11 protein-coding genes are annotated in these 11,952 nt (G+C 41.5%); 9 read left to right on the plus strand and 2 right to left on the minus strand.

Features of this window, described 5'->3' with window-relative positions:
- The first annotated feature begins 79 nt into the window (after window positions 1-79).
- The 8 genes from yjbM to DB729_RS05435 all read left to right on the plus strand — a co-directional run bounded on the left by yjbM (window position 80) and on the right by DB729_RS05435 (window position 7,611).
- Window positions 80-751, plus strand: coding sequence for a GTP diphosphokinase (yjbM, locus tag DB729_RS05400; RefSeq protein WP_109290059.1), 672 nt, complete (start codon window positions 80-82; stop codon window positions 749-751).
- On the plus strand, window positions 735-1,553 hold the full coding sequence (locus DB729_RS05405) for an NAD kinase (protein WP_109290058.1): 819 nt from the start codon (window positions 735-737) through the stop codon (window positions 1,551-1,553). Before yjbM ends, DB729_RS05405 begins: the two co-directional genes overlap by 17 nt.
- Window positions 1,550-2,440 carry an RluA family pseudouridine synthase gene (locus DB729_RS05410; protein ID WP_109290057.1) on the plus strand — a complete coding sequence of 297 codons (891 nt, stop codon included), beginning with the start codon at window positions 1,550-1,552 and terminating at the stop codon, window positions 2,438-2,440. Before DB729_RS05405 ends, DB729_RS05410 begins: the two co-directional genes overlap by 4 nt.
- Window positions 2,441-2,457: 17 nt before the next feature.
- On the plus strand, window positions 2,458-3,432 hold the full coding sequence (gene pta / locus DB729_RS05415) for a phosphate acetyltransferase (protein ID WP_007522018.1): 975 nt from the start codon (window positions 2,458-2,460) through the stop codon (window positions 3,430-3,432).
- Between the two features lie 83 nt (window positions 3,433-3,515).
- Window positions 3,516-4,694 (plus strand): A/G-specific adenine glycosylase, encoded by a 1,179-nt coding sequence (gene mutY, locus DB729_RS05420; RefSeq protein ID WP_109290056.1) that lies wholly within the window; start codon window positions 3,516-3,518, stop codon window positions 4,692-4,694.
- A gap of 56 nt (window positions 4,695-4,750) precedes the next feature.
- A complete protein-coding gene (yycF, locus tag DB729_RS05425; protein ID WP_109290055.1) occupies window positions 4,751-5,458 on the plus strand; it encodes a response regulator YycF in 708 nt (235 codons plus the stop codon).
- On the plus strand, window positions 5,451-6,800 hold the full coding sequence (gene vicK, locus DB729_RS05430; protein ID WP_109290054.1) for a cell wall metabolism sensor histidine kinase VicK: 1,350 nt from the start codon (window positions 5,451-5,453) through the stop codon (window positions 6,798-6,800). Before yycF ends, vicK begins: the two co-directional genes overlap by 8 nt.
- A gap of 1 nt (window position 6,801) precedes the next feature.
- Window positions 6,802-7,611 carry an MBL fold metallo-hydrolase gene (locus DB729_RS05435; RefSeq protein ID WP_084938650.1) on the plus strand — a complete coding sequence of 270 codons (810 nt, stop codon included), beginning with the start codon at window positions 6,802-6,804 and terminating at the stop codon, window positions 7,609-7,611.
- Between the two features lie 33 nt (window positions 7,612-7,644).
- On the opposite strand, the gene DB729_RS05440 is transcribed toward DB729_RS05435, so the two are convergent.
- Together DB729_RS05440 and DB729_RS05445 are read right to left on the minus strand one after the other, a co-directional pair.
- Window positions 7,645-7,992 carry a DUF6568 family protein gene (locus DB729_RS05440; RefSeq protein WP_109290053.1) on the minus strand — a complete coding sequence of 116 codons (348 nt, stop codon included), beginning with the start codon at window positions 7,990-7,992 and terminating at the stop codon, window positions 7,645-7,647.
- A 110-nt stretch (window positions 7,993-8,102) separates the two neighbouring features.
- Complete coding sequence (locus DB729_RS05445; RefSeq protein ID WP_109290052.1) at window positions 8,103-9,821, minus strand: phospho-sugar mutase; 1,719 nt, start codon at window positions 9,819-9,821, stop codon at window positions 8,103-8,105.
- Between the two features lie 227 nt (window positions 9,822-10,048).
- Here DB729_RS05445 and DB729_RS05450 point away from each other — a divergent pair, with 227 nt between their 5' ends.
- The gene (locus DB729_RS05450) at window positions 10,049-11,950 is read left to right on the plus strand and encodes an ABC-F family ATP-binding cassette domain-containing protein (protein WP_109290051.1); all 1,902 of its coding nucleotides are present in this window, start codon (window positions 10,049-10,051) and stop codon (window positions 11,948-11,950) included.
- Window positions 11,951-11,952: the final 2 nt, after the last annotated feature.

Below are 11,952 nucleotides of genomic sequence, written 5' to 3' on the forward strand. Positions count from 1 at the left end.
AATGTATTTATTGTATACGAATGTATTGAAAAAATCAAAGATTTTCGACAGAGCAATCAAACATTACAAGGGAGAAAGTATGACCATAGAATGGGAAGAATTTTTAGATCCTTACATTCAGGCTGTAGGTGAGTTGAAGATTAAACTTCGGGGAATTCGCAAACAGTATCGTAAGCAAAACAAGCATTCTCCGATTGAATTTGTAACGGGTCGTGTCAAACCGATTGAAAGTATCAAAGAAAAGATGGCTCGTCGAGGAATTACTTATGCAAGTCTGGAACATGATCTGCAAGATATTGCAGGTTTACGTGTCATGGTTCAGTTTGTTGACGACGTTAAAGAAGTAGTTGAGATTCTACGTAAACGCCAAGATATGAGAATCATTCAGGAACGAGACTATATCACTCATCGTAAGGCTTCAGGTTATCGCTCTTATCACGTGGTTGTCGAGTACACGGTTGATACGATCAACGGGGCTAAGACGATTTTGGCTGAAATTCAAATACGGACTTTAGCCATGAATTTCTGGGCTACGATTGAACACTCGCTCAATTATAAATATCAGGGCGATTTTCCAGAAGAAATCAGGAAAAGACTGGAAATCACGGCGAAAATAGCCTATCAACTGGATGAAGAAATGGGCAAGATTCGTGACGACATCCAGGAAGCGCAGGCTCTCTTTGATCCATTGAGCAGAAAACTAAACGATGGTGTAGGAAATAGTGACGATACAGATGAAGAATACAGGTAAACGAGTTGACCTCATAGCAAATAGAAAACCTCAGAGTCAGAAGGTTTTGCATGAGCTGAGGGAAAAACTAAAGAAACAACATTTTATACTGAACGATACCAATCCCGACATTGTCATTTCGATTGGTGGCGACGGGATGCTTTTGTCTGCTTTTCACAAGTATGAGAATCAGTTAGACAAGGTTCGATTTGTAGGTGTTCATACAGGTCATTTGGGATTTTACACGGATTATCGTGACTTTGAGTTGGACCAGCTAGTTACCAATCTCCAACTGGATTCTGGAGCTAAGGTTTCTTACCCAGTCTTGAATGTCAAAGTGACACTTGAAAATGGAGATGTAAAAACCTTCCGAGCCTTAAATGAAGCTAGCATCCGTCGGTCAGATCGCACCATGGTTGCGGATATTGTAATCAATGGTGTTCCCTTTGAACGTTTTCGTGGAGACGGGCTAACAGTTTCGACACCGACGGGAAGTACTGCCTACAACAAGTCCTTGGGTGGAGCTGTCTTGCATCCTACCATTGAAGCCTTGCAGTTGACGGAGATAGCCAGCCTTAACAACCGAGTCTATCGCACTTTGGGATCATCAATCATTATTCCCAAAAAAGATAAGATTGAACTCTTTCCAACACGCAATGATTACCACACGATATCAGTCGATAACAGTGTCTATTCATTCCGTAATATCGAACGGATTGAGTATCAAATCGACCATCACAAGATTCACTTCGTAGCGACTCCAAGCCACACTAGTTTCTGGAATCGTGTTAAAGATGCCTTCATCGGCGAGGTGGATGAATGAGGTTCGAATTTATCGCAGATGAGCACGTCAAAGTCAAAACCTTCCTAAAGAAACACGAGGTTTCCAAGGGACTTTTGGCCAAGATTAAGTTTCGAGGCGGGGCTATTCTGGTCAATGACCAACCTCAAAATGCGACTTATCTCTTAGATATTGGAGACAGGGTGACTATTGATATCCCTGCAGAGGAAGGGTTTGAGAGCCTTGAAGCTATTGATCGACCACTCGATATCTTGTATGAGGATGACCATTTTCTGGTTTTGAATAAGCCTTATGGAGTAGCTTCCATCCCCAGTGTCAATCATTCCAATACCATTGCCAATTTTATCAAGGGCTACTATGTCAAGCAAAACTATGAAAACCAGCAAGTTCACATCGTGACTAGGCTTGATAGAGATACATCTGGTTTGATGCTCTTTGCCAAGCACGGCTACGCTCATGCACGTTTAGACAAGCAGTTGCAACGAAAGTCTATCGAAAAACGTTACTTTGCTTTGGTTAAAGGAGTTGGTGTCTTGGAGCCTGAAGGGGAGATTATTGCCCCGATTGCGCGTGATGAAGATTCCATTATCACAAGGCGGGTTGCCAAAGGTGGGAAATACGCCCATACATCTTACAAAGTTGTCGCGTCTTATGGAAATATTCACTTGGTCGATATTCAACTGCATACTGGACGAACTCATCAGATCCGAGTGCATTTTTCCCATATTGGCTTTCCTTTGTTGGGAGATGACCTCTATGGTGGAAGTTTAGAGCATGGCATAGAGCGTCAAGCGCTACATTGCCATTTCTTATCTTTTTATCATCCTTTTCTTGAAGAACAGTTGGAAATATCATCTCCACTGCCAGATGATTTTAAGAATTTAATAACTAAGTTATCAATTAATTAATATTAAAGGAGAAACTCATGGAAGTTTTTGAAAGTCTAAAAACCAACCTAGTTGGTAAAAATGTACGCATCGTTCTCCCTGAAGGGAAAGAACCTCGTATCCTCCAAGCTACAAAACGTTTGGTTAAAGAAACAGATGTTATCCCAGTATTGCTTGGTAACCCTGAAAAAATCAAAATCTACCTTGAAATCGAAGGAATCACTGAAGGTTACGAAGTTATCGACCCTGACCACTACGCTAAGTTTGACGAAATGGTTGCTGCGCTCGTTGAACGTCGTAACGGTAAGATATCAGAAGAAGAAGCTGTTAGACTCTTGCGTGAAGACGTTAACTACTTTGGTGTAATGCTAGTATATATGGGCTTGGTTGACGGTATGGTTTCAGGTGCACTTCACTCAACTGCTGCAACAGTTCGTCCAGCCCTTCAAATCATTAAAACTCGTCCTAATGTTACTCGTACTTCAGGTGCCTTCTTGATGACTCGTGGTTCAGAACGTTATCTTTTCGGAGACTGTGCGATCAACATTAATCCTGATGCAGATGCCTTAGCTGAAATTGCTATTAACTCAGCAATCACTGCGAAAATGTTTGGTATCGAACCCAAAATTGCTATGTTGAGCTATTCTACTAAAGGTTCTGGTTTTGGTGAGAACGTTGATAAGGTAGTAGCAGCTACACAACGTGCGCACGAACTACGTCCAGACCTTGAAATCGATGGGGAATTGCAATTTGACGCTGCCTTCCACCCTGAAACAGCAGCTTTGAAAGCTCCAGGAAGTAAAGTAGCTGGACAAGCAACTGTATTCATCTTTCCAAGTATCGAAGCAGGAAATATCGGTTACAAGATTGCAGAACGTCTTGGTGGTTTCTCGGCTGTAGGTCCTGTTCTGCAAGGTTTGAACAAGCCAGTAAACGACCTTTCTCGTGGATGTAATGCCGATGATGTGTACAAGTTGACCCTTATCACTGCTGCCCAAGCAGTTCATCAATAAGAAATAGACCTCTTTCCCTATGGGAAGAGGCTTTTTAGTACTGAGAAAAGGACAGTTAGAAGCTTCTATGTTATACTAGATATATGTTAGATTTGAAAGAACATGGTGTTGACATGTGGCCAGAGGAGAAGATCATTTCATTTCGTGAAAAACTCCTCGACTGGTATGATGAAAACAAGCGAGATTTATCTTGGCGGAGAAGTAAAAATCCTTATCACATCTGGGTATCTGAAATCATGCTGCAGCAGACCAGAGTGGATACAGTTATTCCATACTACGAACGATTCTTGGACTGGTTCCCAACTGTTGAAAGTCTGGCGAATGCCCCTGAAGAGCGTCTACTGAAGGCTTGGGAAGGATTGGGCTATTATTCTCGAGTACGCAATATGCAGGCTGCAGCCCAGCAGATTATGGCTGACTTTGGGGGTCAATTTCCAAACACCTATGAAGGAATTTTTAGTTTGAAAGGGATCGGCCCTTACACTGCAGGAACTATTTCCAGTATTGCTTTTAACTTGCCTGAGCCAGCGGTTGATGGCAATGTCATGCGGGTTTTAGCACGTCTGTTCGAAGTCAACCACGATATTGGAATTCCAAGTAATCGCAAAATTTTTCAGGCAATGATGGAAATCTTGATTGATCCAGAACGACCAGGAGACTTTAACCAAGCTCTGATGGATTTAGGCTCTGACATAGAGGCGCCAGTTAATCCTAGACCAAAAGAAAGCCCTGTTAAGGACTTTAGTGCGGCGTATCAGAATGGAACTATGGATGTATATCCGATTAAAGAACCCAAGAAAAAGCCCCTCCCAATCTATCTCAAGGCTTTGGTTGTGTGCAATGACCGTGGTCAATATTTACTAGAGAAAAATGAAAGTGAGAAACTGTTAGCTGGTTTTTGGCATTTCCCGCTGATTGAAGTTGATGATTTCTCTAGCGATGATAATCAACTAGATCTCTTTTCACAAGTCAAAGAGGAAAGCAGAGCTTTTGGACCAAGTCCCCAAGAAAACTTTGAGCAGGATTATGATTTAGAAGTGAATTGGTCCCAGCAAGTATTTGACCAGGTCAAGCATGTATTTAGTCATCGGAAATGGCATATTCAAATCCTAGCAGGTCAAGTGACGGAAACAAAACAGTTTTCTGACAGAGAAGTTCGTTGGGTTTCTCCTCAGGAGTTTTCTGATTATCCACTTGCTAAACCTCAACAAAAAATTTGGCAGGCTTATAAAACAACTTTTGAAGATAAAGGCCTACAGTAGCCATTTGTGCCTTCTTTACATTTTTTTGTTATAATAGATAGAGAAAAGGTGATAAAATGAAAAAAATATTAATTGTAGATGATGAGAAACCAATCTCAGATATTATTAAGTTTAATATGGCCAAGGAAGGTTATGAAGTTGTTACAGCCTTCAATGGTCGTGAGGCAATCGAGCTATTTGAAGCTGAGCAACCAGATATTATTATCCTCGACTTGATGCTCCCTGAAATTGATGGTTTAGAAGTTGCTAAAGCTATTCGTAAGACTAGCAGTGTGCCGATTATCATGCTCTCAGCTAAGGATAGCGAGTTTGACAAGGTTATCGGTTTGGAGTTAGGTGCAGATGATTATGTTACAAAACCTTTCTCAAATCGTGAGTTGCAAGCACGTGTCAAGGCTCTGCTTCGTCGTACAGATCTAGTTTCAGTAGATAACCAAGAGTCTGATGAGAAGAAGACGCAGCCCTTACAAATTGGTGATTTGGAAATCGTTCCAGATGCTTACGTGGCTAAGAAATATGGTGAGGAATTAGATTTGACCCACCGTGAGTTTGAACTCTTGTATCACTTGGCCTCTCATATTGGACAAGTGATTACGCGTGAACACTTGCTTGAGACTGTCTGGGGGTATGACTATTTTGGTGATGTTCGTACGGTGGATGTGACTATCCGACGTTTGCGTGAGAAAATTGAAGACACACCAAGCCGTCCAGAGTATATCCTCACACGTCGTGGTGTTGGCTACTATATGAAAAATAATGATTGAAGATATTAGACAAACTATTCTGACCAGTGATTTTATCTTTATCCTGATTTTACTTGGCTTTATCCTAGTGGTGACCTTGCTCTTGCTGGAAAATCGTCGGGATAACATCCGGTTAAAAGAGATAAATCAGAAGGTCAAGGATTTAATTGCAGGTGATTATTCTCAAGTTTTGGACTTGCAAGGTAGTACAGAGATCACCAACATCACCAATAACCTGAATGATTTGTCAGAAGTTATTCGTTTGACCCAAGAAAATCTGGAACAAGAGAGTAAAAGGTTGCATAGTATTCTTTCTTACATGACAGATGGCGTTCTTGCGACCAATCGCCGTGGCCAGATTACTATGATCAACGATATGGCAAAGAAACAGCTCGGTGTGCAGAAAGAAGATGTTCTGAATAAAAGCATCCTCGAATTGCTTAAGATAGAAGATGAGTATGAGCTGCGTGATTTGATTACACAGATTCCTGAGTTAACGATTGATTCTCAGGATGCTAATGGTGAATATTTGAGCCTTCGTGTACGTTTTGCCCTTGTCCGCCGCGAGTCTGGGTTCATCTCTGGTTTGGTTGCCGTTTTGCATGATACGACCGAGCAGGAGAAGGAAGAGCGTGAGCGGAGACTCTTTGTTTCGAACGTCAGTCATGAGTTGCGTACTCCTTTGACCAGTGTTAAATCTTATCTCGAAGCCTTAGACGAGGGAGCCCTGTATGATCCTGTTGCTCCTGATTTTATCAAGGTTTCACTCGATGAAACCAACCGTATGATGCGGATGGTGACAGATCTCTTACATCTCTCTCGTATTGACAATGCGACTAGTAAACTGGATGTAGAGTTGATTAACTTTACAGCCTTTATCACCTTTATCCTCAACCGTTTTGATAAGATGAGAAATCAGGATGAAGAGAAAAAATATGAGCTAGTGAGAGATTATCCAATAACTTCAGTTTGGATTGAGATTGATACGGATAAGATGACCCAGGTGATTGATAATATTCTTAACAATGCCATCAAGTATTCCCCAGATGGTGGGAAGATTACGGTCAGCATGAAAACCACGGATGACCAGATGATCTTGTCAATTTCTGACCAAGGTCTTGGGATTCCGAAACAAGATTTGCCTAGGATTTTTGACCGTTTTTATCGTGTGGATCGCGCAAGAAGTCGTGCTCAAGGTGGAACTGGTCTGGGTCTGGCTATCGCGAAAGAAATCATCAAACAACACAATGGTTTTATTTGGGCAAAAAGCGAATACGGTAAGGGCTCAACCTTTACCATAGTGCTCCCTTATGATAAGGATGCCGTAAAAGAAGAAATATGGGAGGACGAAATAGAAGACTAGAATGAGTGAAAAAGGCTTTAAATACAGTATTTTAGCATCAGGTTCCAGTGGAAATTCCTTTTATCTGGAAACTCCAAAAAAGAAAATCTTAGTGGATGCAGGCTTGTCTGGTAAGAAAATCACCAGTCTTTTGAGCGAAATCAATCGTAAGCCAGAAGATTTGGATGCTATTTTGATTACGCATGAACATTCAGATCATATTCATGGAGTTGGTGTATTGGCTCGCAAATATGGTATGGACCTTTACGCCAATGAAAAAACCTGGCAGGCTATGGAAAATAGCAAGTACCTCGGTAAGGTGGATTCATCGCAGAAGCATATTTTTGAAATGGGTAAAACCAAAACCTTTGGCGATATTGATATTGAGAGTTTTGGGGTTAGCCATGATGCGGCAGCACCCCAGTTTTACCGCTTTATGAAAGACGACAAGAGCTTTGTCATGCTGACCGATACAGGTTACGTCAGTGACCGTATGGCAGGAATTGTTGAGAATGCAGACGGTTATCTCATTGAGTCCAATCATGATGTGGAAATCTTACGAGCAGGATCTTATGCTTGGCGGCTCAAACAGCGAATCCTATCCGATCTCGGTCACCTCTCTAACGAAGACGGAGCTGAGGCTATGATTCGTGCAATGGGAAATCGAACCAAGAAAATCTACCTCGGGCATTTGTCCAAAGAGAACAATATCAAGGAGCTGGCTCATATGACCATGGTCAACCAGCTAGCGCAAGCTGATCTAGGAGTGGGAGTAGACTTTAAAGTTTATGATACCTCTCCAGATACTGCAACACCATTGACAGAGATATAAAAAAGAAGGCGAGTGCCTTCTTTTTTATATTTTTTACAATCCTGCAAATTCTTTGATTTCTTGTGCTGACATTGAAGAGTCACAACGGACATCGATTTGGCCATCAGCAATATGAACGAATCCTGGAACAGTTGGGATACCATAGCGTGAACGGAAATCTTGCAAAGCATTGAGTTGGCTTGGTTCTTCACTATTGATAAAGTAGATGTGAGCTTTGGTTTCAGCCACGACACCTGCTAATGTACCAGCAAATTTACGGCAGTAGGGACAAGTTTTGCGACCGATGAAGAAGGTTGCTGTTTCTTTATTATCAAGTGCTTCTTGAGCACGGGCAACAGTTGTGACTTCAAGATCTTTAATATTTTCTAAAAATTGTTCCATGAGTTTACCTCGCTTTCATTGATATGTCTAGTATGCCACAAAGTTCCTAAAATTGCTTAGATTTGATACGAAAAAAAGATGAGACTAGTTTATCTCATCTTTATAGAGTGTTATTTCACAAACGCATTGATTTCCGCTTCGATGTTAGCAATCTTAGCTTGTGAATCTTCGTTGCTTTCACCCACAACGGCAATGTAGAACTTGATTTTTGGTTCTGTACCTGAAGGGCGAACTGCAATCCATGAACCGTCAGCAAGTGTATATTTCAACACATCACTTGGAGGAGTAGTCAAAGTTGTCACAGTACCATCAGCAGCAGTAGCAGTTTGAGCCTTGAAGTCTTCTACGACAGTGATAGCTGTTGTGTTCCATTCTTTTGGAGCATTGTTACGGAACTTAGCCATAATCGCTTTGATTTGTTCTGCACCATCGACACCAGAAAGGGTAACAGAGATGGTCTTTTCAGCGTAGTAGCCGTATTCTTTGTAGATTTCTTCGATACCGTCAGCAAGTGTCAAACCACGTGAACGATAATAGGCAGCAAGTTCAGCAACGACAAGAACGGCTTGGATAGCATCTTTATCACGTACAAATGGTTTGATCAAGTAACCGAAGCTTTCTTCAAATCCCATCATGTAAGTGTGGTTGTGTTTTTCTTCAAATTCTTGGATTTTTTCAGCGATAAATTTGAAACCAGTCAAGACGTTGAACATAGTTGCGCCGTAGCTTTCAGCAATCTTCGTTACCAAGTCAGTTGATACGATGGATTTGCAGAGAGCAGCATTTTCAGGAAGGGTTCCAGCACTCTTATGAGCTTCCAAGATGTATTTAGCCATGATAGCACCGATTTGGTTACCTGAAAGGTTGAGGTAGCTCCCATCTTTTTGAAGCACTTCAACACCAACACGGTCAGCGTCTGGGTCAGTCGCCACAAGAACATCAGCACCAACTTGACGGCCGAGTTCTTCAGCAAGTGCAAAGGCTGCTTGGTTTTCTGGGTTTGGAGATTTTACAGTTGAGAAGTCTGGGTCAGCAGTTGCTTGCGCTTCAACAACTTGAACAGAATCAAATCCTGCTTGAGCAAGAGCACGACGAGCCAACATTTCACCAGTACCATGAAGTGGTGTGTAGACAATCTTCATGTCTTTACCAAACTCTTCAATCAAGGTTGGGTTGATATTTACGTCTTTAACTTCTTTGAGGTATTCCACATCGACAGCTTCGCCAATAACTTCAATCAAGCCAGAAGCTTTTTTAGCTTCCACATCAGCAACTTCGACAGCGAATGGATTTTCGATAGCACGGATGTAAGTGGTCAAAGCGTCCGCGTCATGTGGAGGCATTTGCCCACCGTCTTCACCGTAAACCTTGTAACCATTAAATGGAGCTGGGTTGTGGCTAGCAGTAATCATGATACCTGCGAAACAGTTGAGGTGACGAACTGCAAATGACAGTTCTGGAGTTGGACGAAGGCTTTCAAATACGTAAGATTTGATACCGTGTTTAGCAAGAACTGCAGCAGATTCAAAGGCAAACTCAGGTGAGAAGTGGCGGCTATCATAGGCAATCGCAACACCACGCTCTTTTTCATTTCCACCTTTTGACTCAATCAAACGAGCCAAACCTTCAGTTGCTTGACGAACAACATAGATGTTGATGCGGTTTGTACCTGCACCGATCAAGCCGCGCATACCTGCAGTACCAAATTCAAGATTGGTATAAAAGGCATCTTCCTTAGTTTTTTCGTCCATATTTTCTAAATCTTGACGAAGATAGTCGGGAAGGCCGGTAAAATCGACCCATTTTTGATAATTTTCTTGGTAAGTCATAGAGTATCTCCTTTATCTATTGCTTTAATCGCTTTCATTATATCACGATTTGATATTTTAGTAAAACGTTAGCATAACTTAAAATGTTGGAAATTTACTTTTATTTCATTGTAGAAGAATAGCCCAATACGCTTTCTAATGAAAAAGAAGATGAATAGTTCGGGTTTATGACTCAAACTTTTTTCATTGCAATTGTGCAAAAGAGAAAAAGATAGTAAAATGGATGTATGATTATTTTACAAGCTAATAAAATTGAACGCTCTTTTGCTGGAGAGGTTCTTTTTGATCATATCAATCTGCAAGTAGATGAACGAGACAGAATAGCCCTCGTTGGAAAAAATGGAGCAGGTAAGTCTACTCTTTTGAAGATTTTGGTTGGGGAAGAGGAGCCAACCAGTGGAGAAATTAATAAGAAAAAAGATATTTCTCTATCTTACCTAGCCCAAGATAGCCGTTTTGAGTCTGAAAATACCATCTACGATGAGATGCTTCATGTCTTTGATGACTTACGTCGGACGGAGAAACAACTTCGTCATATGGAGTTATTGATGGGTGAAAAGTCTGGTGAGGATTTGGAGAAGCTGATGTCAGATTACGACCGCTTATCTGAGAATTTTCGCCAAGCAGGTGGCTTTACCTACGAAGCTGATATCCGCGCTATCTTGAATGGTTTCAAGTTTGACGAGTCTATGTGGCAGATGAAAATTGCTGAGCTTTCAGGTGGTCAAAATACTCGTCTTGCACTGGCTAAAATGCTCCTTGAAAAGCCAAATCTCTTGGTCTTGGACGAGCCTACCAACCACTTGGATATCGAAACCATAGCCTGGCTAGAGAATTATTTGGTGAACTATAGCGGTGCCCTCATTATTGTCAGTCACGACCGTTACTTTTTGGACAAGGTTGCGACGGTTACACTCGATTTGACTAAGCATTCCTTGGATCGTTATGTAGGCAATTACTCTCGTTTTGTTGAGTTAAAGGAGCAAAAGATAGCTACTGAGGCAAAAAACTATGAAAAGCAACAGAAGGAAATCGCGGCTCTAGAAGACTTTGTCAATCGCAATCTAGTCCGAGCTTCAACGACCAAACGTGCTCAATCTCGCCGTAAACAACTGGAAAAAATGGAGCGTTTGGACAAGCCTGAAGCTGGCAAGAAATCAGCCAATATGACCTTCCAGTCTGAAAAAACGTCGGGAAATGTCGTTTTGACTGTTGAAAATGCGGCTATTGGCTATGATGGGGAAATATTGTCAGAACCTATCAATCTAGACCTTCGTAAGATGAATGCTGTTGCGATTGTCGGACCAAACGGCATTGGGAAGTCAACCTTTATCAAGTCAATAGTAGACCAGATCCCTTTTATCAAGGGAGAGAAGCGTTTTGGTGCCAATGTTGAGGTTGGCTACTATGATCAGACTCAAAGTAAGCTAACAGCAAGTAATACTGTTCTGGATGAACTTTGGAATGATTTTAAACTGACACCAGAAGTTGAAATCCGCAACCGTCTTGGTGCCTTCCTTTTCTCAGGAGATGATGTTAAAAAGTCTGTAGGTATGCTGTCAGGTGGTGAACGAGCTCGTCTGTTGCTTGCCAAACTTTCAATGGAAAACAACAATTTCTTGATTCTTGACGAGCCAACTAACCACTTGGATATTGATAGCAAGGAAGTGTTGGAAAATGCCCTGATTGACTTTGATGGAACCCTTCTGTTTGTCAGTCATGACCGTTACTTTATCAATCGTGTAGCCACTCATATTTTAGAATTGTCTGAGAATGGTTCAACTCTCTATCTAGGAGATTATGACTACTATGTTGATAAAAAGGCTGAAATGGAAGTCAGCCAAATAGAGGAAGCTTCAACTAGCAATCAATCAAAAGAAGCAAGTCCAGTTAATGACTACCAAGCTCAGAAAGAAAGTCAGAAAGAAGCCCGTAAGCTCATGCGCCAAATAGAGAGTTTAGAGGCTGAAATTGAAGAGCTAGAAAGTCAAAGCCAAGCCATTTCTGAACGAATGCTGGAAACCAACGATGCCGAAAAACTCATGGAATTGCAGGCTGAACTGGATAAAATCAGCCATCGTCAGGAAGAAGCTATGCTTGAGTGGGAAGAATTATCAGAGCAGGTGTAAGA

This window comes from Streptococcus halitosis (genome assembly GCF_003143695.2).
In the GTDB taxonomy this organism is placed as follows: domain Bacteria; phylum Bacillota; class Bacilli; order Lactobacillales; family Streptococcaceae; genus Streptococcus; species Streptococcus halitosis.

What these genes read in the sequence shown, in the direction of transcription:
- yjbM (WP_109290059.1), top strand. Translation starts at nt 80, where the DNA reads ATGACCATAGAATGGGAAGAATTTTTAGATCCTTACATTCAGGCTGTA.
- DB729_RS05405 (WP_109290058.1), top strand. Translation starts at nt 735, where the DNA reads ATGAAGAATACAGGTAAACGAGTTGACCTCATAGCAAATAGAAAACCT.
- DB729_RS05410 (WP_109290057.1), top strand. Translation starts at nt 1,550, where the DNA reads ATGAGGTTCGAATTTATCGCAGATGAGCACGTCAAAGTCAAAACCTTC.
- pta (WP_007522018.1), top strand. Translation starts at nt 2,458, where the DNA reads ATGGAAGTTTTTGAAAGTCTAAAAACCAACCTAGTTGGTAAAAATGTA.
- mutY (WP_109290056.1), top strand. Translation starts at nt 3,516, where the DNA reads ATGTTAGATTTGAAAGAACATGGTGTTGACATGTGGCCAGAGGAGAAG.
- yycF (WP_109290055.1), top strand. Translation starts at nt 4,751, where the DNA reads ATGAAAAAAATATTAATTGTAGATGATGAGAAACCAATCTCAGATATT.
- vicK (WP_109290054.1), top strand. Translation starts at nt 5,451, where the DNA reads ATGATTGAAGATATTAGACAAACTATTCTGACCAGTGATTTTATCTTT.
- DB729_RS05435 (WP_084938650.1), top strand. Translation starts at nt 6,802, where the DNA reads ATGAGTGAAAAAGGCTTTAAATACAGTATTTTAGCATCAGGTTCCAGT.
- DB729_RS05440 (WP_109290053.1), bottom strand. Translation starts at nt 7,992, where the DNA reads ATGGAACAATTTTTAGAAAATATTAAAGATCTTGAAGTCACAACTGTT.
- DB729_RS05445 (WP_109290052.1), bottom strand. Translation starts at nt 9,821, where the DNA reads ATGACTTACCAAGAAAATTATCAAAAATGGGTCGATTTTACCGGCCTT.
- DB729_RS05450 (WP_109290051.1), top strand. Translation starts at nt 10,049, where the DNA reads ATGATTATTTTACAAGCTAATAAAATTGAACGCTCTTTTGCTGGAGAG.